Here is a 20,961-nt window from a genome sequence, read left to right as displayed (position 1 = left end):
CGCCCCGGACGGTGCGCTGTCCGCCCCCGCGCCGACCGCTTCCCCCGCGCCGCCCGGCCGCCCCGACCGCGCCGTCGTACGGGACGCGCTCGGGGTGGGGGTGGCCGTCGGCGTGTCCGGCTTCGCGTTCGGCGTGACGTCCGCCGGAGCGGGGCTCAGCCTGCCGCAGACGTGCGCGCTGAGCCTTCTCGTCTTCACCGGAGCCTCCCAGTTCGCGCTGGTCGGTGCGATCGCGGCGGGTGGCGGCCCGTTCACCGCCGCGGCGGGCGCCTTCTTCCTGGGCACCCGGAACGCCTTCTACGGGCTTCGGCTGTCCTCTCTCCTGCGCCTGCCCCGCGCGCTCCGTCCGCTCGCCGCGCACTGGGTGATCGACGAGACCGCGGTGGTGGCCCTGGCGCAGACCGACAGGCGTGCCGCCCGGATCGGTTTCACCGTCACCGGCGCCACGCTCTACGTGCTGTGGAACCTCACCACACTGCTCGGCGCCGTCGGCGCCTCGAAGCTGGGGGACACCGCCGCCTGGGGGCTGGACGCGGCAGCGCCCGCGGTCTTTCTGGCCCTGCTCGCGCCGATGCTGCGCACGGTCGTGGAGCGGCTGACCGCGGGGCTGGCGGCAGCCCTGGGCCTGGCCTTCCTGCCGCTGCTGCCCGCCGGCGTGCCGGTGCTGGTCGCGGCGCTCGCGGCGCCCGCCGTACTGCTGCTGCACGGACGCGCGCTCCGCTCCGCCGCGGCGTACGGGGCGGGCGAGGGAGACGATCCGGACCAGGCGGGCGGCGCAGGAAAGAGGCATGGAGCTGCGGGGAGCGACGAGCGGGCCGGGCGGGGGGCCGGCGAGTGAGCGGGACGGCGGTCTGGCTCGCGATCGGCGCCACGGCTGCGGGCTGCTACCTGGTGAAGCTGCTCGGCCTGAGCGTGCCGCCGAGCGTGCTGGAGCGGCCCTGGGTCCGGCGGCTGGCCGCGCTGCTGCCGGTCGCGCTGCTCGCGGCGCTCACCGCGCAGCAGACCTTCGGCGACGGCGGCGAGCTGCTGCTCGACGCTCGCGCGGCCGGACTCGCGGCGGCGACGGCGGCGCTCCTGCTGCGCGCGCCGTTCCTTGCCGTCATCGCGGCCGCCGTGCTGACGACGGCCGGTGTGCGGGCGCTGTGAGGGGTCCGGTCGCGGCGCGCGATACTGGCCGCATGCGGTTGACGGATTTCTGGCGTCGGATGGCGGACCACTTCGGCGAGGGCTACGCCGACACCTTCGCCCGCGACCACGTGATGTCCGGGTTGGGCGGCCGCACGGTCCGGGAGGCGCTCGACGCGGGCTGGGCGGCCAAGGATGTCTGGCGGGTGGTGTGCGCCGCGATGGAGGTCCCACCCGACAAGAGGTGAGCCGTGCCGAGTCTTCTGTTCGCTTTGAGTCATAATCCGGCATGTGTCCCTGGCAGCGCGTGAACCGGGTGGGGAGGGCGCGCTCGGCGCGGACGGCCCGGGTGCGGACGACGCGGACCGTGCTGCCCCGCCGCCGCCGGAGCGGCCCGCCGGACGGCCCCCCGGACGGGGCGGCGGAATGCCCCCGTGGCTGCCGCGCGCGATGGCGCTCGTCTTCGTCCTGCTGGGGTGCTTCCAGCTGGCGAACTGGGCGTTCGGCCGACTGACGGGGCTCCTGCTGAACGTCCTGATCGCGTTCTTCCTCGCGCTGGCGATGGAACCCGCCGTCGACTGGCTGGCGGCGCGCGGTCTGCGGCGCGGGCTCGCCACCGGACTGGTCCTCCTCGGGGTGCTGGTGGCGGCCGTCGGCTTCTTCGCGGCGCTGGGGTCCGTACTGGCCGAGCAGGTCACCCGGATCCTCGAGAACCTGCCGTCCTACGTGGACGACGTCGTGCGCTGGATCAACCACAGCTTCGGCACGGAGCTGAGCGCGGGCAGGCTCCAGGAGGGAGTGCTGCACTCGGACTGGGTCCGGGGGTACCTCCAGGAGAGCGCGGGCAGCGTGTGGGGCCTGTCCGCCACCGTGCTGGGCGGCGTCTTCCAACTGCTCACAGTCCTCCTCTTCGCCTTCTACCTCGCCGCCGACGGTCCCCGACTGCGCCGCACGCTGTGCTCCGTGCTGCCACCGGCCCGGCAGGCCGAGGTGCTGCGTGCCTGGGAGATCGCGGTGGTCAAGACCGGCGGCTACCTCTACTCCCGGGCGCTCATGGCGCTCGTCTCCGGCCTGGCCCACTACGTCTTCCTCCAGGTGCTCGGGGTGCCCTACGCGCCGGCGCTGGCGAGCTGGGTGGGGGTGGTCTCGCAGTTCGTCCCGACGGTCGGCACGTACCTGGCGGGCGGGCTGCCGATGCTGCTCGCCTTCACCGAGGACCCGTGGTCGGCGCTGTGGGTGCTCTGTTTCGTGGTGCTCTACCAGCAGTTCGAGAACTACCTGTTGCAGCCGAGGATCACCGCGCGGACGGTGGACATCCATCCGGCGGTCGCCTTCGGCTCCGTGGTCGGCGGCACCGCGCTGCTGGGAGTGGTCGGTGCGCTGATCGCGGTTCCGGCTACGGCGACGTTGCAGGCGTTTCTCGGCGCGTACGTGAAGCGGTACGACGTCACGGACCCGCGGGCACAGGGGCAGACGCGCCGGTCAGGGCGGGTGCGGCGGCCCCGGAAGCGCCCTTGAGCTGGGCCTTTTCGGTTGTCCACAGCCAGCGCGGGTCGCTTGACATAAAAATCGAACAGCCATTCTTATGGAGGGGTCGGAGCACCGCGGAGTGAAGTCCGGGCCGATTGTCAGTGGCAGGCGCTAGCGTCTTGGACGTGAAGCGATCGACTCAAGCAAGTAACCGGGTGGCACCCATGGCAGGAACCGACCGCGAGAAGGCGCTCGACGCCGCTCTCGCCCAGATTGAACGGCAGTTCGGCAAGGGCGCCGTGATGCGGCTCGGCGAGCGGCCGAACGAACCGATCGAGGTGATCCCCACCGGCTCGACCGCGCTCGACGTGGCGCTCGGTGTCGGTGGGCTGCCGCGTGGCCGTGTGGTGGAGGTGTTCGGGCCGGAGTCCTCCGGCAAGACGACCCTCACGCTGCACGCGGTGGCCAACGCGCAGCGGCGCGGCGGCACGGTCGCCTTCGTGGACGCCGAGCACGCGCTCGACCCCGAGTACGCGCGGAACCTCGGCGTGGACGTGGACTCGCTGATCCTCTCCCAGCCGGACAGCGGCGAGCAGGCGCTCGAGATCGTCGACATGCTGGTCCGCTCCGGGGCCCTGGACCTGATCGTCATCGACTCCGTCGCCGCCCTGGTGCCGCGCGCGGAGATCGAGGGCGAGATGGGCGACTCCCACGTCGGCCTGCAGGCCCGGCTGATGAGCCAGGCGCTGCGGAAGATCGCCGGGGCGCTCAGCTACTCCAAGACCACCGCGATCTTCATCAACCAGCTCCGGGAGAAGATCGGAGTGATGTTCGGCTCCCCGGAGACCACGACCGGTGGCAAGGCGCTCAAGTTCTACGCCTCGGTGCGGCTCGACATCCGCCGTATCGAGACGCTCAAGGACGGCACGGAGGCGGTCGGCAACCGCACCCGCGTCAAGGTCGTCAAGAACAAGGTCGCGCCGCCCTTCAAGCAGGCCGAGTTCGACATCCTCTACGGCCAGGGCATCAGCCGCGAGGGCGGTCTGATCGACATGGGCGTCGAGCACGGCTTCATCCGCAAGTCCGGCGCCTGGTACACCTACGAGGGCGACCAGCTGGGGCAGGGCAAGGAGAACTCCCGCAACTTCCTCCGGGACAACCCTGACCTCGCCAACGAGATCGAGAAGAAGATCAAGGACAAGCTGGGTATCGGCGTCAAGCCGGCGGCGCCCGACGCCGAGCCCGCGCCGGACGCCAAGGCGGCAGCCAAGGGAGCGGACGCGAAGGCGGCCGAGGCGAAGACGCCGGACTCGAAGACAGCGGAGGCGAAGACACCGGAGGCGAAGACGGTGCCCGCACCGGCGGCGAAGGCCAAGACCGCCAGGGCCACCGCCGCCAAGAGCTAGCGCATGACCCGCCGCAGCGACTGGCCGGGAGAGGAAGACCTGCCCGGCAGGGAGCGCGAAGACGGCGGTGGTCCGGCCTCGTCGAGGGCCGCGGCCGGACCACCGCGCAAGCCGAGAGAAGCGGACCGGGAAGCGGACCCGGCTGAGCGGGCCCGGGCGATCTGCTTGCGGCTGCTCACCGGGACCCCGCGCACCCGGCAGCAGCTCGCGGATGCGCTGGCCAAGCGGGATATACCGGCGGATGTCGCGGAGGAGGTGCTGGCCCGCTTCCAGGACGTCGGGCTGATCGACGACGCGGCCTTCGCCGACGCCTGGGTGGAGTCCCGCCACCACAGTCGGGGACTCGCCCGCCGTGCGCTCGCTCGCGAACTGCGGACCAAGGGCGTGGAGTCCGAGGTCATCGACCAGGCGGTCGGTCAGCTCGACGCCGAGCGCGAGGCGGAGACGGCACGGGCGCTGGTGGAGCGGAAGCTGCGTACCACCCGAGGGCTGGACCGGGACCGGCGGCTCCGCAGGCTGGCCGGGATGCTGGCCCGCAAAGGGTACTCCGAGGGACTCGCCCTCCGGGTCGTCCGGCAGGCGCTGGAGGAGGAGGGCGAGGACCCGGAACTGCTGGAGGAGTACCTTCCGGACAGCTGAGCCCGAAGCCGTCGCCACGGCGCCGTGACAGCAGAGCACAAGCACAGCACGGCACGGCACTGTGGCACCCCAGCGCCGTGGCACCAGCACACAAGCTCAGGTGCCCGGGTGCCCGGGTGCCCGCGGCCTGGTGCTCGACGCCACGGGCGCCCCCCCCCGAGGGACCGGAGCCGAGTGCCGGGTGCCTGGGCCCGAACTGCCTCAAGACGGCTCAGGCAGTACGGGCCCCACGGTCAGTCCCGGGGCGCCCGGCGTGCCGGGCCCGCCTGTTCCGCGGTCCCGCCACGCACGCTCTCCGCGCACAGCCGCAGCTCCTTGGGCCGCAGCCCCGGCAGCGCGGCCACCAGGCACCCGTCCGGCCGGATGACCAGTACGGTGTGGGCCGCCGCCCCCGGGTAGCCCTCGGCGACCAGCAGCTCCGTGCGCAGCGGCAGCGTCTCCACGGCCGCGGCGAGCGTGGGCATGAGCCCGGCCGACAGCCAGTGGCGGCTGTCCCAGATTCCGGTGCCGGGCGCGACCAGCAGCACCAGCAGTTCGCCGCCGACGCCGCCCAGCCGCTCCCGTAGGCGACCGCGTGTCCCGTCCAGCGCGGTCACCGGCACGTCCCGCACGGCCGCACCCGGCGCGGTTCCCACGGGCACCGTGGTCACGCCACCGCGCGGCGGGGTCAGCGGCGAGCGCTCGTAGGCGGGCGGCGCCCCCAGCAGCCCCCGCCCCAGGTGCCCGTCCGTCAGCAGCGCCAGCGGAGCCCGAGCTCCGCCGCCCGGCAGCAGCGCGCGCACCCCGCCCTCGCGCCGTACCAGCGGAAGTGCCTGATCGACGGCGCGCAGCCGGGACCCGAGCGCGGTGCGGCGTTCCGCCTCGTAGCTGTCCAGCAGCGCCCCGGCGGCGTCGTGCCCGTGATGCCAGGCCAGCGCCAGCTTCCAGGCGAGGTTCGCCGTGTCCTGGAGCCCTTCGTCGGTGGCCTGCAGCCCCAGGGCGCCGACCAGATGGGCTGCGTCGCCCGCCAGGAAGGCGCGCCCCAGCCGCCAGCGCCGTGCGAGCCGCTGGTGGGAGAGGTGCACTCCCGTGTCCAGGAGTTCGTAGGAGGGAGGCGCGGCGCCGTCGCCGCCGGCCCGGTACCACTCCTTGAGCGTGTCGTGGACGCGTGCGCGCAACTGCTCGGGAGTGACCTGCTCGCCGCGGGGAGGCAGCAGCCAGTCCAGGCGCCATATGCCGCGCGGCAGCGGCCGTGCCGTCACCTCCTCCGCCCTCCGTCCCCCCGGAGCGCGGTGCAGCAGCGCCTCCTCCGGCCAGGGCAGCCGCGTGCGTACGGCGGCGACCGCGTGCCGTTCCACGGCGGTCCGCCCGGCGAAGCGCACCTTGAGCAGTTTGCGCACCGTGGACCGCGCGCCGTCGCAGCCCACCAGGTAGCTGCCCCGCCACCAGGTACCCGCGGCGCCTCGGGTGTGCGCGCTGACGCCGTCCCTGTCCTGTTCCAGCTGGTCCAGGTGGCTGCAGGCGGCCAGGCGGACCAGCTTCTCGTCCGCGAGGGCGGCGCGCAGCCCGCGGACCAGTTCGTGCTGCGTGACGTGGAACGGCGAGGTCTCCGCGTCCAGCTCCAGCCGCTGCACGGGCTGGTGCCGCCGCTGGGTGCGCCAGCCGCGCCACCGTACGCCGTCCACCGGGGGCAGCGCCGCCGCCGTCTCCGGGCGCAGCACGCAGGTACGCGCCGCACGCCGCACGACCGTGCCGTCCTGGCCGTCCAGTACGACGGAGGGTACGGAATGGCGTGCAAGCGCCAGCGCCAGTGCCAGGCCGACGGGACCCGCACCGACGATGATCACCGGGTCCACGACAGGGGGACCTCGCACTTCGCATGGTCCCTACGAGAGCTGGAAGTTGGTGCGGAACAAGCCCGGTACGCGATCACAGCTCGTATGCAACCCACTGCCCGTCCCCCCGTCAAGCGACGGGCGAACGGGCAGCGTACGACAGGTGTTGCTCAGCGCTTGCCCAGTGGCTCCTCGAACCCGAGATCCTCGGTCGCCCCGGCGTGGACCACCGCACCGGTGGACTTCTTCCCGCGCCGGATGAAGCCCTCCAGCCAACTGGCGAAGGTGGTCAGCAGCAGGTTCAGGAGGATGAAGATCACCGCGATCACGGTGAACGTGGCGATGGTGTTCGCCCCGTAGTTGGCGGTGATCTCGCGGTGCTGGTTGAGGAGCTCGCCGAAGCCCAGCATCGCGCCGCCCAGCGCCGTGTCCTTCACGATCACGACGAGCTGGCTCACCAGTGCGGGCAGCATCGCCGTGACCGCCTGCGGCAGCAGCACGAAGCACATGATCTGCCACTTGCGCATGCCGATCGCCTTCGCCGCGTCCGACTGGCCCAGCGGCAGCGAGAGGATGCCCGCCCGTACGATCTCGGCGATCACGGAGGCGTTGTAGAGCACGAGCCCGGTCACCACGGCGTACAGCGGGCGGATCTCCGGGTCGAGATCGGTGTTCTGCGCGTACAGCTGGTTGGCGAAGACCATCATCAGCAGCACGGGGATGGAGCGGAAGAACTCCACGACGGCACCGGCGGGGACGCTCACCCAGCGGTGGTCGGAGAGGCGCCCTATGCCCAGCACGGCGCCCAGCGGGAGCGCGATGACGATGGACAGCGCCGCCGCCTTGAGCGTCTCCACCAGACCGGGCAGCAGATAGGTGGTCCACACCCGTGAGTCGTCGACGAACGGGCGCCACTTGTCCGCGGTCAGCTGGTCCTTGTCCGCCATCGCGGACAGCACCCACCACAGGACCAGTCCGAAGACGGCGACGAAGAGGGCGGTGTAGAGCCAGTTGCGGACTTTGGCACGGGGACCGGGCGCGTCGTAGAGAACGGAGAGGTCGCTCATCGCTTCACCGCCACGCGCTTGCTGACCCAGCCGAGCAGCAGCCCGGCCGGAAGGGTGAGGACGATGAAGCCGAAGGCGAACACGGCGAAGACGAGGAAGATCACGTCGCTCTCATTCTCGACCATGGTCTGCATCAGTGCCGCCGCCTCGCTGACCCCGATGGCCGCGGCCACGGTGGTGTTCTTCGTCAGCGCGATCAGCACGTTGGCCAGCGGCGCGACGACCGAACGGAACGCCTGCGGCAGCACGATCAGGGTGAGCACCTGGAAGAAGCTCAGCCCCAGCGCCCGTGCCGCCTCGGCCTGGCCGACCGGCACCGTGTTGATGCCCGAGCGCAGCGACTCGCAGACGAAGCAGGCGTGATAGGCGATCAGGCCGAGCACCGCCAGCCTGAAACCGATCTCCTTCGAGTCACCGCCCCCCAGTTCGATCCCCATGGTCTGGTACAGCCCCAGGGAGGTGGCCACGATGATGACCGTCAGCGGAGTGTTCCGCACGGTGTTGATGTAGGTGGTTCCGAAGGCGCGCATCACCGGGACCGGACTGACGCGCATGGCCGCCAGGACGGTGCCCCAGATCAGCGAACCTATCGCTGAGTAGAGGGTGAGTTTGATCGTCACCCAGAAGGCGTCCCACAAGTCGTACTGATCAAGAAAGTCGAACACTCTCTCCCGCGCTCTCGCTTCTTCGTCGGATGGCGTGGCGCGCCGCCTGCCTCAGACGGCGCGCCACCCTGCCCTCAGCTGTCAGCAGATGTCAGCTGGTCTCGGTGATCTTCGGAGCGTCGTCGTACTTGTAGTCGGCGGGGCCGAAGTGCTTCTCGGCCGCCTTCTTCCAGGAACCGTCCTCGACCATCTTGGTGATGGCGTCGTTGATCTCCTTCTGGAGCTTGGTGTCGCCCTTCTTGATGCCGACGCCGTAGGGCTCGTCGCTGAGGCTGAGGCCGGTCAGCTTGAACTTGCCCTGGTGCTCCTTCTGCGAGGCGTAGCCGGCCAGGATGGAGTCGTCCGTGGTCAGCGCGTCAACGGCCTTGTTCTCCAGGCCGGTCAGGCACTCCGAGTACCCGCCGTACTCCTGGAGGTCCGACTTCGGCGCGAAGTCCTTCTTGACGTTCTGCGCCGAGGTGGAGCCGGTGACCGAACACAGCTTCAGGTCGCTGGTGTTGAGGTCCTTCTCGGTGCTGATCGAGTTGTCGTCCTTGCGGACGAGCAGGTCCTGGTGCGCCATCAGGTACGGGCCGGCGAAGCTGACCTTCTCCTTGCGCTCCGGCGTGATGGAGTAGGTGGCGGCGATGAAGTCCACGTCACCGTTGGAGATCAGGTTCTCGCGGTCGGCGCTGGGAGCTTCCTTCCAGGTGATGTCGTCTTCCTTCACCCCCATCTCCTTGGCGATGTACCGGGCGACGTCGACGTCGAAGCCCTCGTACTTGCCGTCGGGGGTCTTCAGGCCCAGCCCCGGCTGGTCGTACTTGATGCCGATGGTGAGACCCTCGTCGTCACCGCTGTCGCTGCCTCCGCACGCGGTCGCGGCGAGCGAGAGGGCGAGAGTGGCGGCGGCCGCCATGCTGGCCTTGCGGAAGTTCATGATGCGCATCCCTACGATCGGTTTGGTACGTGGTCCTGGAGCCGGGCGCTCAGTGGTGCAGGATCTTCGACAGGAAGTCCTTCGCACGGTCACTGCGCGGATTGCTGAAGAACTGGTCCGGCGTAGCTTCCTCGACAATCCGGCCGTCCGCCATGAAGACCACCCGATTGGCGGCGGACCGGGCGAACCCCATCTCGTGGGTGACGACGACCATGGTCATGCCGTCCCGCGCGAGCTGCTGCATGACCTCGAGGACCTCATTGATCATCTCGGGGTCGAGCGCCGAGGTCGGCTCGTCGAACAGCATCACCTTGGGGTCCATGGCCAGCGCGCGGGCGATGGCCACCCGCTGCTGCTGGCCGCCCGAGAGCTGCGCCGGGTACTTGTCGGCCTGGTTGCCGACGCCGACGCGGTCGAGCAGCTTGCGCGCGTTCGCGTCCGCTGCCTGCTTGTCGGTCTTGCGGACCTTGAGCTGGCCGAGCGTGACGTTCTGCAGCACCGTCTTGTGCGCGAAGAGGTTGAACGACTGGAACACCATGCCGACGTCCGCACGCAGCTTCGCCAGCTCCTTGCCCTCCTCGGGCAGCGGCTTGCCGTCGACGGCGATGTACCCGGAGTCGATGGGCTCCAGCCGGTTGATGGTGCGGCACAGCGTGGACTTGCCGGACCCGGAGGGCCCGATGACGACGACAACTTCCCCGCGCGCGATGGTCAGGTCGATGTCCTGGAGGACATGCAGCGCACCGAAGTGCTTGTTCACGTTGTCCAGGACGACCAGGCCGCTCGGAGCCGATCCCGGCGGTGGGGCGTCCTTGGTCACCGATACTTTGCTCATCGGCCTGTAGCTCCGTCCTCGTCGGTTGCGAGGACCTTAGTGAGCCGTCGCCACCAGCGTCATCACATCTGAGGGGAAATTGAGCATAACGATCCGGTAGCAGCCCGGCACACTCGGTGAAGCGGGCAGGGGGCGGCATGTCGGAGGCGTACCGGCTGCATAACGGATACCGGTGGGTGACCATGAGGTCTTGACTCGTCTGCGCCCATCCGCGTGGATGCACAGGCCAGGCTGTACACGACGGACCGTACACAGCGGACGGCCGGTCCGAAAGACGGGAAGGGAGGGCTCCGTATGAGGCTGCTGCTGGTCGAGGACGACGACCACGTCGCCGCGGCGCTCTCCGCCGTACTGGCCCGCCACGGTTTCACCGTCGTCCACGCGCACGACGGCGAGACCGCCCTCAAGCGGCTGCTGCCGGGCGACGGGGCGCCGCCCTTCGGCGTCGTGCTGCTCGACCTGGGGCTGCCGGGGCAGGACGGCTTCGAGATCTGCGGGCGCATCCGCCGGATGACCGCCACCCCCGTGATCATGGTGACCGCGCGTGCCGACGTCCGGTCGCGCATCCACGGCCTCAACCTGGGGGCCGACGACTACGTCGTCAAGCCGTACGACACCGGGGAGCTGCTCGCCCGCATCCACGCGGTCAGCCGCCGCAGCACCGCCGAGGAGCACGCCGCCGAGGAGAGCGCCGGCGGCGTGGCGGCCGGGGACACCCTGCGGCTGGGCGCCCTCGCCGTCGAGCTGCCCACCCGGCAGGTGAGCGTGGGCGGCCGGCCGGTGGCGCTGACCCGCAAGGAGTTCGACCTGCTGGCACTGCTCGCGCAGCGGCCCGGTGTCGTCTTCCGGCGGGAGCAGATCATCAGCGAGGTCTGGCGCACGAGCTGGGAGGGCACCGGGCGCACCCTTGAGGTCCATGTGGCCTCGCTCCGCGCCAAAATCGGACTCGCCACGCTCATCGAGACCGTACGCGGCGTCGGCTACCGCCTCGTCGCGCCGGCCCCGTAGCCGCGGCGCTGGTCGCCCGAGGTGCGCTCCCGACTCCTGCCGCTGCTGATCCTGCTGTTCGCCGGGGTGCTGCTCGCGCTCGGATTCCCGCTCGCCGCGAGCCTGGCCGCCGCCGAGCAGCAACGGGTCGTGGTCGACAGGATCGACGACACGGCGCGCTTCGCCTCGCTCGCCCAGTTCGTTACGGCACGCACCGAGCAGGGCGAGCGCCTCAGCACGCTCCGCCGCGAACTGCGCCGCTACCACGATCTGTACGGTGTCCGGGTGGGCGTCTTCTACCGCGATGGCCAGGCGATGGCCATCGCCCCGGAGGGCTGGCGCATACCTCCCGCGGGCGCGGGCGCGAAGACGTTCCAGGAGGCGCTCGCCGGACGGCGCAGCCACGACCCGGCACAGGTGTGGCCCTGGCAGCGCGGCCGGATCGCGGTCGCCTCACCGGTCATCCGGGACGGCGACGTGGCCGCCGTCGTCTTCACCGACTCGCCCACCGGCGCGCTGCGCTCCCGCATCCTCCAGGGCTGGCTGCCGCTCGCCGCGGGCGAGGGCGCCGCGATGCTGCTCGCCGTCGCCGCGGCCCTGCTGCTGACCCGCTGGGTGCTGCGCCCGGTGCGCACGCTGGACCGTGCCACGCACGAGATCGCCACCGGCGAGCTGAAGTCCCGGGTGGCCGCCTCGGGAGGGCCGCCGGAGCTGCGGCGGCTCGCACGCTCCTTCAACGAGATGGCCGACCATGTGGAGGAGGTGCTGGAACAGCAGCGCGCGTTCGTCGCCGACGCCTCACACCAGCTGCGCAATCCGCTCGCCGCGCTGCTCCTGCGCATCGAGCTGCTGGGGCTCGAACTCCCGGAGGACAGCGCGGAGGTCGCCTCCGTACGGGCCGAGGGGAAGCGGCTGGCCCAGGTGCTGGACGACCTGCTGGACCTCGCGCTGGCCGAGCACAGCGCGGCCGATCTGCGGCTCACGGACATCGCAGCGCTCGCCATCGAGCGGGTGGCGGCCTGGGGGCCGGTCGCGGAGCGCGCGGGGGTGGCACTGGAGTACACGGGGCCGCCCGCGGTGACGGGGTGGGTCGATCCGGTCGCCGTCTCCAGCGCGCTGGATGCGGTCGTCGACAACGCCGTCAAGTTCACCCCCGCCGGTGAGGCGGTCACCGTCGCCGTGGCCGCCCAGGGTGAGGAGGCCACGGTCGAGGTCGCCGACGGCGGGCCGGGGCTGACCGAGGATGAGCTCTCGCGCGTCGGCGACCGCTTCTGGCGCAGCAGCCGGCACCAGAACGTCTCCGGATCGGGCCTCGGGCTGTCGATCACCCGGGCGCTGCTGGGCGCGGGCGGTGCGCGGCTCGCCTTCGGCCCGAACGAGCCGCACGGGCTGCGTGTCACGCTCACGCTGCCGCGCAGCGAGCCTGCGGTGCCTGGGGCGCCGGGAGTGCTGGGGGTGCCGTGACGGTGCTCAGGGCTCCGGCGCGGTGGGGCCGCCGGGTGGCGCGGGGCGGCAAGGGGGGACGGGTAGGCCGGGCGGGCTGGTGGCGGACGCGCCTGCGGCGTCGGCAGGCCGTGTAGTCCGCCAGGTTCCGGAGCGGTTCCCAGCCCCGGGCCCGCGCCTTCGACACGTGCAGGACCACGCCGCGCGCCCGCTGGTCCACCGCGTAGCGGCTGAGCGCGTCCGGCGCCCCGTCCGGCGCCCCGCACGTACGCCTCCGCCGCGCGGGCGACCGCCCGTGCTACGAGGCGGGGCAGGGGCACCAGGCGTGCCCGCCTGCGTGGGAGCGCAGTACGGCGCGCGCGGCGCGGTCCCGTCTGTACAGGCTCCCGTCCGCGACGTTGTACGCCCCCGGCGGCCGGCCGGTGGCCGCCAGCGCGGCGTCGGCGAGGTTCTCCACCGCCGTGAGGCTCAGCCGCACGTCCTGCCTTGGCAGCAGCAGCATCCCCGCCCTTACCCGGGCGGGCAGGCACGGGACCAGGTGTGGATCACCGCGTCCGTACACGGCGCGGGGGCGGAGCACCACGGCACCGGCCGCCCGCGCGAGGCGCTCACCCGCCCCCTTCGTACGGCCGTACGCGTTCAGCTGCCGGCCACCGGGTAGTCCTCGCGCACCGTACGGCGGCCGGTGCGGGGGTCGTAGGCGCCGGCGCTGCTGGTCCACACCAGCGGCCGGGCGCCGACGGCTGTCAGCAACCGGGCGGTGCCGTCGACGTTCACCGCGCGCATTACGGCCCCCGCCGCGTCGTCGAGCGGTGCCGGGTTCACCGTGCCGTGCCGCATGCACCCGTCCCCGTCACGTCGTCCGTCGCCCCTCCGTCCTGCCGTGCGTCCGCGCGGGCCCGGACCACGACCGGACGGCAGGGGGCCAGGGCCGCCAGCAGGTCGTCCGACTGCGCCCGGGCGAGCCAGGCAGCGGGGCAGGCGTGCGGCCCCGTGCCGAACACGAGCTGCGCAACGGCGGCTTCCGCCGGGCTGCGGTGTCCGGCATCAGCACGGCTGCTCAGTCCGCCCGCGCGGACGACCCCACCGGCTCAGCCGGGCTCGGCCCTTCCCCCACCGGTCCCTCCGCCGCTCTCCGGGCGCGTGGCCGCGGGCGACAGCCGCAGCGTGAGGATCTGGAACGGCCGGAGCGTGACCTCCAGAGCCCCGTCCGCCGAAGGTCCGCGCACCACGGCCGACCCGACACGGCCGCCGTCGTCCCCGTGCCGCTCGCCGGTGCCCTCCTGCTCCCCGGTACCGGTTAGCGGCCGTTCCAGCAGGTCCGTCACGACCGCCGTCCCCAGGGGGAATCCGGCCGTCACCGTCGTACGGGCCCGCCCGCCGCAGGACTCGTACAGGCGCACGACGACGTCGCCGCCGCGGTCCTCCGCCAGCTTGACCGCCTCGACCACCACCTGGTCGCCGCTGACCGCGACCAGTGGCGCCACCGGTGCCCCGGTGCCCCGTACGGTGCGCTCCGGCAGGTTGATCCAGTGGCCCTCGCGGACCGCGTCGCCCACCGTGGCGCCCGGCACCAGGGCGTAGCGCAGCCGGTGGACACCCTGGTCGGTCTCCGGGTCCGGGTAGCGCGGCGCGCGCAGCAGGGAGAGCCGCACGGTGGTGGTCTGGCCGCCGTCGTCCCGGACGTCGCGCGTGACGTCGTGCCCGTAGGTCGAGTCGTTGACGAGGGCCACCCCCCAGCCCGGCTCCTCGACGTGGACCCAGCGGTGCGCACAGATCTCGAACTTCGCCGCGTCCCACGAGGTGTTGGTGTGCGTGGCGCGGAAGACGTGGCCGAACTGCGTCTCGGAGGCCGACCGGTCGGCCTTCACATCCAGCGGGAAGGCGGCCTTGAGGAACTTCTCGGTCTCCTGCCAGTCCACCTCGGTGTCGATCTCCAGCGCTCGCGCGCCCGCCCGCAGCGTCAGCAGCTGCACCACGCTGGAGCGGCCGAAAGCACGGGCCACCCGCACCGTGACGGCGCCCCCCGCGTCCCCGGCGCCCCCCGTGCTCTCGCTGAGCGACACCTCGTCGGCGGCCGTCAGGTCGGTCACGTTGTGCCGGTAGAAGGCGTCGACGTCCCAGGCGTCCCACATGTTCGGGAAGTCCGGGTGCACCTGGAGGAGGTTGGCCGCCAGCCCCGGGGCGACCGCCTCGCGCGCCCCGTCGAGGTCGTACGCGGACACCACCAGGCCCCGCACGTCGATCCCCACCCGCAGCAGGCCGTTCTCCAGCACCCAGCCGCCGCCGTCCCGCTCCGTCGCGGTCACTGGGCCGCCGGCGGGGGTACGGGGCGCCGCCCCGTGCGCCGGCACGCCGCCGCGCGCGTGCGGAGCGCCGTTGAACACCATGTCGGTGCCGCCGCTCCCGGCGGCTGCGCCGTCCCCGCCGCCCGCCAGCGCCCGCTGCGCGGTGCCGATGACCTCCTCCAGTTCCGTGCGCACCCGGGCGTAGGTCTCGCGCGCCTCGCGGTGCACCCAGGCGATCGAGGAGCCCGGCAGGATGTCGTGGAACTGGTGGAGCAGCACCGTCTTCCACAGCCGCTCCAGCCGCTCGTACGGATACCCGTACGGCCGCCCGCCGTCGTTCGCGCTGCGTACCGCCGCGGTGGCCGCCCACAGCTCCGCCTCGCGCAGCAGCGACTCGCTGTGCCGGTTGCCCTGCTTCGTCTTCGCCTGCGAGGTGTAGGTGCCGCGGTGCAGTTCCAGGTACAGCTCGCCCGCCCACACCGGCGCGTCCGGATACTCGGCGTGCGCCGCCTCGAAGAAGGCGCCGGGGCGTTCCACCATCACCCGCGGCGAACCCTCCAGGGCGCGCAGCCGCCGCGCCCGCGCCAGCATCTCGCGGGTCGGCCCGCCGCCGCCGTCGCCGTGCCCGAACGGCGCCAGCGAGCGCGAGCCGCCGCCCTTCTCCCGGTAGTTGCGGGCCGCGTGGGCCAGCTCCTCCCCGCTGAGGGTCGCGTTGTAGGTGTCGACGGGCGGGAAGTGCGTGAAGACCCGGGTGCCGTCGATGCCCTCCCACCAGAAGGTGTGATGGGGGAACTTGTTCGTCTGGCTCCAGGAGATCTTCTGGGTGAGGAACCACCGGGCGCCCGCCAGCTTCACCAGCTGCGGCATGGCGGCGGTGTAACCGAAGGAGTCCGGCAGCCACACCTCCTCGGTGTCGATGCCGAACTCCTCCAGGAAGAACTTCTTGCCGTACAGGAACTGCCGGGCCATGGCCTCGCCGCCGACCATGTTGGTGTCCGACTCCACCCACATGCCGCCGACCGGCACGAACCGCCCGTCCGCCACCTTCTGCCGCACCCTGGCATACAGCTCGGGCCGGTGCTCCTTGAGCCAGGCGAGCTGCTGCGCCTGCGACATGGCGAAGACGAACTCCGGGTGCTCGTCCATCAGGGCCACCACGTTGGCGGTCGTACGGGCCACCTTGCGCACCGTCTCCCGCAGCGGCCACAGCCAGGCGGAGTCGATGTGGGCGTGCCCCACCGCGCTGATCCGGTGCGCGGAGGCGCGCGCGGGGGTGGCCAGCACCTCGGCCAGGCAGGCTCGGGCGGACGCGGCGGAGCCCGGTACGTCGCCCAGGTCGAGCGCGTCCAGCGCGCGTTCGACGGCCCGCAGCAGTTCCCAGCGGCGCGCGTCCTCCAGCGGCAGCGCGCGCATCAGGTCACCGGTGACCTCCAGGTCCTGTACCAGTTCCCACACCTGTGTCTCGAACACCGCGAGGTCCATGCGGCGCAGCCGGTAGAGGGGCCGGTCCCCGGCCGTGAGCCGGTCGCCCTCCCAGGTGGGCGTCTGCGGGAAGTTGAGCACCGGGTTGGCCGCCGCCTCCACGTACAGCTCCACCTCCTCGCCCCCGGCGGCCGGGGCACCCAGCCGCACCCAGGAGTTGCGCGGGTTGAGCGCCTTGACCACCGTGCCGTCGGCGCGATGGACCAGCCCCTCGCACTGGAAGCCCGGCATGTCGAGGTCGAAGCCCAGATCGAGGACCGCCTCCACCGTCCGGCCCGCCCACGAGGCGGGCACCCGCCCGGTGACGTGGAACCAGGTCGTCCCCCACGCCGGACCCCACTCCTGCCCGGCGGCCGCCGCGGCGTACGGGGCGGCGAGCCCCTCGGCGACGGGCACCGGCTCGCCGGGCGCGTCCCAGCGCCGCACGGTCAGCGGCAGCGGGGAACCGTGCACCGCGGGACGCACCCGCTCGTCCAGGACGCGGCGCAGTCGGGCTTCGACAATGCTGCGGTCGTCGTGCATCTCGGCGGCTCCTACGGTGAGGCGACGGGGACCGGAAGGGGGACGGCCCGCCCGGTGGCCGGGAACGCTCCCGAGGCATCCGTATCACCGGGGCCGACCAGCCGTCTGCCCCCTGTCGTGGTCAGGGCTTCACCGCCTGGTAGTAGCGGGCGGCGCCCTTGTGCAGCGGCAGCGGGTCGGTGTAGATCGCGGTCCGCAGGTCCACCTTCTGCGCCGCGTGCACCTCGTTGCCGATCTGGTCCCGACTGTTGATCAGCGAGCGGGTCAGCGCCTCGGCCACCGCCGGATCGGTGCGGTCCGTGGTGACCAGCAGGTTCGCCACCGCGACCGTGTTGACCGGTTCGCCCTGCTGCACCGTGGGGTACGCGTCCGCGGGCATCACCGCGGCCCGGTAGTAGCGGGCCTCGGGCTCGGTGGCGTGCAGCCGGGGCATCAGGTCACCGAGCTGCACCAGCCGGATGCCGGTCCGCTCCGCGAGCCGCTCGACGGCCGTAGTCGGCAGCCCGCCCGACCAGAAGAACGCGTCCAGCTCGCCGCGCTCCAGCAGCCCCGGCAGCCTGTCGATGCCCGCCGGGACCTCCTCGATGTCCGCGTCCCGGTCCAGCCCGGCCGCCTGGAGCAGCCGCCCCGCGACCAGGCTCACCCCGGAGCGCTCCGAGCCCAGCCCGACCCGCAGTCCCTTGAGGTCCTTCGCGCTGCGCACCGGTGAACCGGCGGGCACGATCAGCTGCATGTAGTCGTCGTACAGCCGGGCGCACGCGGAGAGCCGCTCCGCACCCTCGCCGCCCGCCTTCAGATAGGCCGCGACCGCGTCCGACTGCGCGATGGTGAAGTCCGCCCGGCCGGAGATGACCATGTCGATGTTCTGCACCGAGCCTTGGCTGGCCGCCAGTTCCATCCGCAGTCGCGGCGCGTCGCGGGCCAGCCGCTGCTGGAGCAGCGTGCCGTAGCGCGCGTACACCCCCGTCGGGGCGCCGGTGGCGAAGGTGACCTTCCCCGCCGGGGTCCGCCCGCCCTCGGGCAGGAGCCACCACAGCAGCAGCCCGAGCACGACGGCCACCGCGCCCGCGGCGCGCCATCCCCGGGGCACGCCGCGCCGCGCCGCGCCGTCGCGTACCCGGAGGCTGAGCATGCCGGTGATCCTGCCAGCACCACGATCCGGAAGTCATCTGCAGGGGGCGGGGGAGAGCACGTACCCTGGTCGACTGAGATGACTGCGAAGACATATGAGCTGCGGACTTTCGGCTGCCAGATGAATGTCCACGACAGCGAACGAATGGCGGGCCTGCTGGAGGACGCCGGCTACGTACGGGCGCCCGAGGGCGGCGACGGAGCCGACGTCGTGGTGTTCAACACCTGCGCCGTGCGGGAGAACGCCGACAACCGGCTGTACGGCAACCTGGGCCAGCTCGCGCCTCGCAAGGCGGCCGATCCGGGCATGCAGATCGCCGTCGGCGGCTGCCTGGCGCAGAAAGACCGCGAGACGATCGTGCGGAAGGCGCCCTGGGTCGACGTCGTCTTCGGCACGCACAATGTCGGCAAGCTGCCGGTGCTGCTGGAGCGCGCCCGCCTCCAGCAGGAGGCGCAGGTCGAGATCGCCGAGTCGCTGGAGGCGTTCCCCTCCACCCTGCCCACGCGCCGCGAGAGCGCGTACGCCGCCTGGGTGTCGGTCTCCGTCGGGTGCAACAACACCTGCACCTTCTGCATCGTCCCGCAGCTGCGCGGCAAGGAGAAGGACCGGCGGCCGGGCGACATCCTCGCCGAGGTGGAGGCGCTGGTCGCCGAGGGCGTCAGCGAGATCACCCTGCTCGGGCAGAACGTCAACGCCTACGGCAGCGACATCGGCGACCGCGAGGCGTTCGGCAAGCTGCTGCGCGCCTGCGGCCGCATCGACGGGCTGGAGCGCGTCCGCTTCACCTCGCCGCATCCCCGCGACTTCACGGACGACGTGATCGCGGCGATGGCCGAGACGCCGAACGTCATGCCGCAGCTGCACATGCCGTTGCAGTCGGGCTCCTCCCGGGTGCTCAAGGCGATGCGCCGCTCGTACCGCCAGGAGCGCTTCCTGGGCATCATCGGGAGCGTGCGGGAGGCGATGCCGGACGCCGCGATCTCCACCGACATCATCGTGGGCTTCCCCGGCGAGACCGAGGAGGACTTCCAGGAGACGCTGCACGTGGTGCGCGAGGCGCGCTTCGCGCAGGCGTTCACCTTCCAGTACAGCAAGCGGCCCGGCACCCCGGCCGCCGAGATGGCCGGGCAGCTGCCCAAGGCGGTCGTGCAGGAGCGGTACGAGCGACTGGTCGCCCTCCAGGAGGAGATCTCCTGGGAGGAGAACAGGAAGCAGGTCGGCCGCACCCTGGAGGTCATGGTCGCCGAGGGCGAGGGCCGCAAGGACGGCGCCACGCGGCGGCTCTCCGGGCGGGCGCCCGACAACCGGCTGGTGCACTTCGCGCGCCCGCAGGAAGCCGTGCGCCCCGGGGACCTGGCCACCGTCGAGATCAGCTACGCCGCCCCGCACCACCTGCTCGCCGAGGCTCCCGCGCGCGCCGTACGCCGCACCCGCTCCGGGGACGCCTGGGAGGCGCGGAACGCCGCCCCCGACCAGGGGCGGTCCGGCGTCATGCTGGGGCTGCCGACGGTGGGCGCACCCGCGCCGCTGCCCGCGGCGACCGGCGGCTGCGCGGCCCGCTGAGACAGCTCGAGGCGATACGAGGGGGGACGGCGGATGGCCCGCTGGGGACTGCTGGTACACAAGGATCTCGGGGGCAACGTGCCCGAACTGGTCGACATCCTGGACGAGGTCGACGGGACCCGTGAGGAGGCCGAGGAGCGCATGCGCCACCACATCCGCTACTACCAGCCCCGGCATCCGGCCTCCCCGAAGCGGAAGCGCCTCTACCGCACAGCGGACGGCTGGCTGCTGGTCGGTGACGGCGCCTTCGGCCGCTCGTATCCGTACTACTTCCGGGTGTGCGAACTGGAGTGGGATTCGGCGGCGAAGTAGTCGGCGGACGCGGGGCGCGGGGGAGTACACCGCCTGCCGCTTCGTCTAAGCTGCCGGCCATGCTTGTCGCCGCCGCCGTATGCCCCTGTCCGCCGCTGCTGGTCCCCGAGGTGGCGGCCGGGGCGGCCCACGAGATGGACGACGCCCGCGCGGCGTGCTTCGACGCCATCGGCGTACTCGCCGCCGCGCGTGCGGACCGCTTGGTCGTCGTCGGTCCCGCCGAGCAGCCGGGCCGCGGCCCCCACCCGCAGGGGGCGTCCGGCTCCTTCCGCGGCTTCGGTGCGGACCTCGAGGTGACCCTCGGGCCGGGCGGCGGCCACGCGCCGGACGGCGCACGTGAACTGCCGTCGTCCCTGGCTGTCGGCGCCTGGCTGCTCGCGCGCGCGGACTGGGGCTCCGCCCCGGTCGAGGGGCTGGGGGTGGGCGAACCGCTCTCCCGCGACCGCTGCGCGGCCCTGGGCCGGGAGGTGGCCGCCGGTGCGCCGCGGGTGGCCCTGCTGGTGATGGGGGACGGCAGCGCCTGCCGCACCTTGAAGGCGCCGGGCTACTTCGACGAGCGGGCGGCTCGCTTCGACGCTGCCGCCGCCTCCGCGCTCGGTGCGGCCGATCTGTCCGGGCTGCTCGCCCTGGACGCGGAGCTGGCGTACGACCTCCAGGCGGCCGGGCGGGCGCCCTGGCAGGTCCTCGCGGGCGCGGGCGAGGGCGCCGCGCTGGGCGGACGCCTCCTGTACGACGGGGCGCCGTACGGCGTCGGCTACCTGGTCGCCAGCTGGTCCTGAGTCCTGACCTGAGTACTTGCCCTGAGTCCGCGTCCTGGGCACCCCGGCCGCGGGGTGCCCAGGACGCGGCTCGTGCCGCGTGGTTCAGGCGGCGCCGCCTCCGCCGCGGTGGCCGCCGCGGTGCTCGCCGCCCGAGCGGTGCATGGCGTCCTTGGCCTTGTCGGTCCCTGACTGGATCTTGTCCGAGTGCTTGCCGCCGGTCCTGGAGTCCAGGGTGTCCGATGCCTTGTCCATGCCCTTGTCGGCCTTGTCGCTGTGCTGGCCGAGCATGCCCTTGACCTTGTCCATGAAGCCCATGGCGGTCACCTTCCGTTGTGGCGCTTGGTGCGGGCGTCTTGCCGGTGCCGGTCCCGCCGGCTTCCGGGCCGGGCAGGTCCGATGAAATATGACAAAAACGCCTATATCAATCTCCGACGATACCCGCTCGAGTGAACTTCCGCCGCTGCCGCGAGCGCCCGGCCGAGCGCCTTCGGATGCCCGGCCCGCAAGCGGAACCGCACCCTCACACTCGGT

General features: G+C 72.4%; 21 protein-coding genes. 11 read left to right on the top strand and 10 right to left on the bottom strand.

Translation table 11 applies throughout. From position 1 onward, the window contains the following. Window positions 1–16: 16 nt before the first annotated feature. The 6 genes from H299_RS35565 to recX all read left to right on the top strand — a co-directional run bounded on the left by H299_RS35565 (window position 17) and on the right by recX (window position 4,640). Window positions 17–838: an AzlC family ABC transporter permease gene (locus tag H299_RS35565; RefSeq protein WP_051262726.1), complete on the top strand. Its 822-nt coding sequence runs from the start codon at window positions 17–19 to the stop codon at window positions 836–838. Next, window positions 835–1,146, top strand: coding sequence for an AzlD domain-containing protein (locus H299_RS0122115; protein WP_027750185.1), 312 nt, complete (start codon window positions 835–837; stop codon window positions 1,144–1,146). The genes H299_RS35565 and H299_RS0122115 overlap by 4 nt, the downstream gene beginning before the upstream one ends. Before the next feature lie 32 nt (window positions 1,147–1,178). After that, entirely contained in the window at window positions 1,179–1,373 is a 195-nt protein-coding gene (locus H299_RS0122110) for a DUF3046 domain-containing protein (protein ID WP_027750184.1), read from the top strand. Window positions 1,374–1,551: 178 nt separating this feature from the next. Next, a complete protein-coding gene (locus H299_RS35560) occupies window positions 1,552–2,643 on the top strand; it encodes an AI-2E family transporter (RefSeq protein WP_051262724.1) in 1,092 nt (363 codons plus the stop codon). A 176-nt stretch (window positions 2,644–2,819) separates the two neighbouring features. Then, window positions 2,820–4,001, top strand: a complete 1,182-nt coding sequence (gene recA / locus H299_RS0122100) for a recombinase RecA (protein ID WP_027750183.1) — start codon at window positions 2,820–2,822, stop codon at window positions 3,999–4,001. A 3-nt stretch (window positions 4,002–4,004) separates the two neighbouring features. After that, window positions 4,005–4,640 carry a recombination regulator RecX gene (recX, locus tag H299_RS0122095; RefSeq protein WP_027750182.1) on the top strand — a complete coding sequence of 212 codons (636 nt, stop codon included), beginning with the start codon at window positions 4,005–4,007 and terminating at the stop codon, window positions 4,638–4,640. Window positions 4,641–4,873: 233 nt separating this feature from the next. Here the strand turns inward: recX and H299_RS0122090 are convergent, their stop codons facing one another. The 5 genes from H299_RS0122090 to H299_RS0122070 all read right to left on the bottom strand — a co-directional run bounded on the left by H299_RS0122090 (window position 4,874) and on the right by H299_RS0122070 (window position 9,940). Then, window positions 4,874–6,475, bottom strand: coding sequence for an FAD-dependent monooxygenase (locus H299_RS0122090; protein ID WP_027750181.1), 1,602 nt, complete (start codon window positions 6,473–6,475; stop codon window positions 4,874–4,876). Window positions 6,476–6,624: 149 nt separating this feature from the next. Then, on the bottom strand, window positions 6,625–7,521 hold the full coding sequence (locus H299_RS0122085) for an amino acid ABC transporter permease (RefSeq protein WP_027750180.1): 897 nt from the start codon (window positions 7,519–7,521) through the stop codon (window positions 6,625–6,627). Beyond that, window positions 7,518–8,186: an amino acid ABC transporter permease gene (locus H299_RS0122080; RefSeq protein WP_027750179.1), complete on the bottom strand. Its 669-nt coding sequence runs from the start codon at window positions 8,184–8,186 to the stop codon at window positions 7,518–7,520. Before H299_RS0122080 ends, H299_RS0122085 begins: the two co-directional genes overlap by 4 nt. A gap of 91 nt (window positions 8,187–8,277) precedes the next feature. Next, window positions 8,278–9,105 carry a glutamate ABC transporter substrate-binding protein gene (locus H299_RS0122075; RefSeq protein ID WP_027750178.1) on the bottom strand — a complete coding sequence of 276 codons (828 nt, stop codon included), beginning with the start codon at window positions 9,103–9,105 and terminating at the stop codon, window positions 8,278–8,280. A 49-nt stretch (window positions 9,106–9,154) separates the two neighbouring features. After that, on the bottom strand, window positions 9,155–9,940 hold the full coding sequence (locus H299_RS0122070; RefSeq protein WP_027750177.1) for an amino acid ABC transporter ATP-binding protein: 786 nt from the start codon (window positions 9,938–9,940) through the stop codon (window positions 9,155–9,157). Between the two features lie 294 nt (window positions 9,941–10,234). Between H299_RS0122070 and H299_RS0122065 the strand changes: the two genes are divergently transcribed. Both H299_RS0122065 and H299_RS0122060 read left to right on the top strand, forming a co-directional pair. Further along, entirely contained in the window at window positions 10,235–10,948 is a 714-nt protein-coding gene (locus tag H299_RS0122065) for a response regulator transcription factor (RefSeq protein ID WP_027750176.1), read from the top strand. Between the two features lie 21 nt (window positions 10,949–10,969). Next, a complete protein-coding gene (locus H299_RS0122060) occupies window positions 10,970–12,391 on the top strand; it encodes a sensor histidine kinase (RefSeq protein WP_027750175.1) in 1,422 nt (473 codons plus the stop codon). 277 nt (window positions 12,392–12,668) lie between these two features. Here H299_RS0122060 and H299_RS37695 read toward each other — a convergent pair whose 3' ends face one another. The 4 genes from H299_RS37695 to H299_RS0122035 form a co-directional block, all read right to left on the bottom strand. After that, window positions 12,669–12,872 (bottom strand): hypothetical protein, encoded by a 204-nt coding sequence (locus H299_RS37695; RefSeq protein ID WP_027750174.1) that lies wholly within the window; start codon window positions 12,870–12,872, stop codon window positions 12,669–12,671. Window positions 12,873–13,009: 137 nt separating this feature from the next. Then, window positions 13,010–13,210 (bottom strand): NAD(P)-dependent oxidoreductase, encoded by a 201-nt coding sequence (locus tag H299_RS37690; RefSeq protein WP_027750173.1) that lies wholly within the window; start codon window positions 13,208–13,210, stop codon window positions 13,010–13,012. Window positions 13,211–13,461: 251 nt separating this feature from the next. After that, window positions 13,462–16,662: a glycoside hydrolase family 38 N-terminal domain-containing protein gene (locus H299_RS35550; RefSeq protein WP_051262723.1), complete on the bottom strand. Its 3,201-nt coding sequence runs from the start codon at window positions 16,660–16,662 to the stop codon at window positions 13,462–13,464. 121 nt (window positions 16,663–16,783) lie between these two features. Continuing rightward, a complete protein-coding gene (locus H299_RS0122035) occupies window positions 16,784–17,794 on the bottom strand; it encodes a TAXI family TRAP transporter solute-binding subunit (RefSeq protein WP_027750171.1) in 1,011 nt (336 codons plus the stop codon). A gap of 78 nt (window positions 17,795–17,872) precedes the next feature. On the opposite strand from H299_RS0122035, the gene miaB reads away from it, so the two are divergent. Genes miaB through H299_RS0122020 form a run of 3 tightly spaced genes read left to right on the top strand, consistent with a single transcriptional unit; the run spans window position 17,873 to window position 20,448 of the window. Next, entirely contained in the window at window positions 17,873–19,357 is a 1,485-nt protein-coding gene (gene miaB, locus H299_RS0122030; RefSeq protein WP_027750170.1) for a tRNA (N6-isopentenyl adenosine(37)-C2)-methylthiotransferase MiaB, read from the top strand. A 33-nt stretch (window positions 19,358–19,390) separates the two neighbouring features. Continuing rightward, complete coding sequence (locus H299_RS35545; RefSeq protein ID WP_051262722.1) at window positions 19,391–19,669, top strand: hypothetical protein; 279 nt, start codon at window positions 19,391–19,393, stop codon at window positions 19,667–19,669. A 59-nt stretch (window positions 19,670–19,728) separates the two neighbouring features. Continuing rightward, window positions 19,729–20,448: a class III extradiol dioxygenase subunit B-like domain-containing protein gene (locus tag H299_RS0122020; protein ID WP_027750169.1), complete on the top strand. Its 720-nt coding sequence runs from the start codon at window positions 19,729–19,731 to the stop codon at window positions 20,446–20,448. An 84-nt stretch (window positions 20,449–20,532) separates the two neighbouring features. Here the strand turns inward: H299_RS0122020 and H299_RS0122015 are convergent, their stop codons facing one another. Then, window positions 20,533–20,745: an antitoxin gene (locus H299_RS0122015; protein ID WP_027750168.1), complete on the bottom strand. Its 213-nt coding sequence runs from the start codon at window positions 20,743–20,745 to the stop codon at window positions 20,533–20,535. Window positions 20,746–20,961: the final 216 nt, after the last annotated feature.

This window comes from Streptomyces sp. CNH287 (assembly GCF_000424825.1).
Note: the sequence above shows the minus strand (reverse complement) of the source record. Positions and strands in the feature narration are given on the sequence as shown.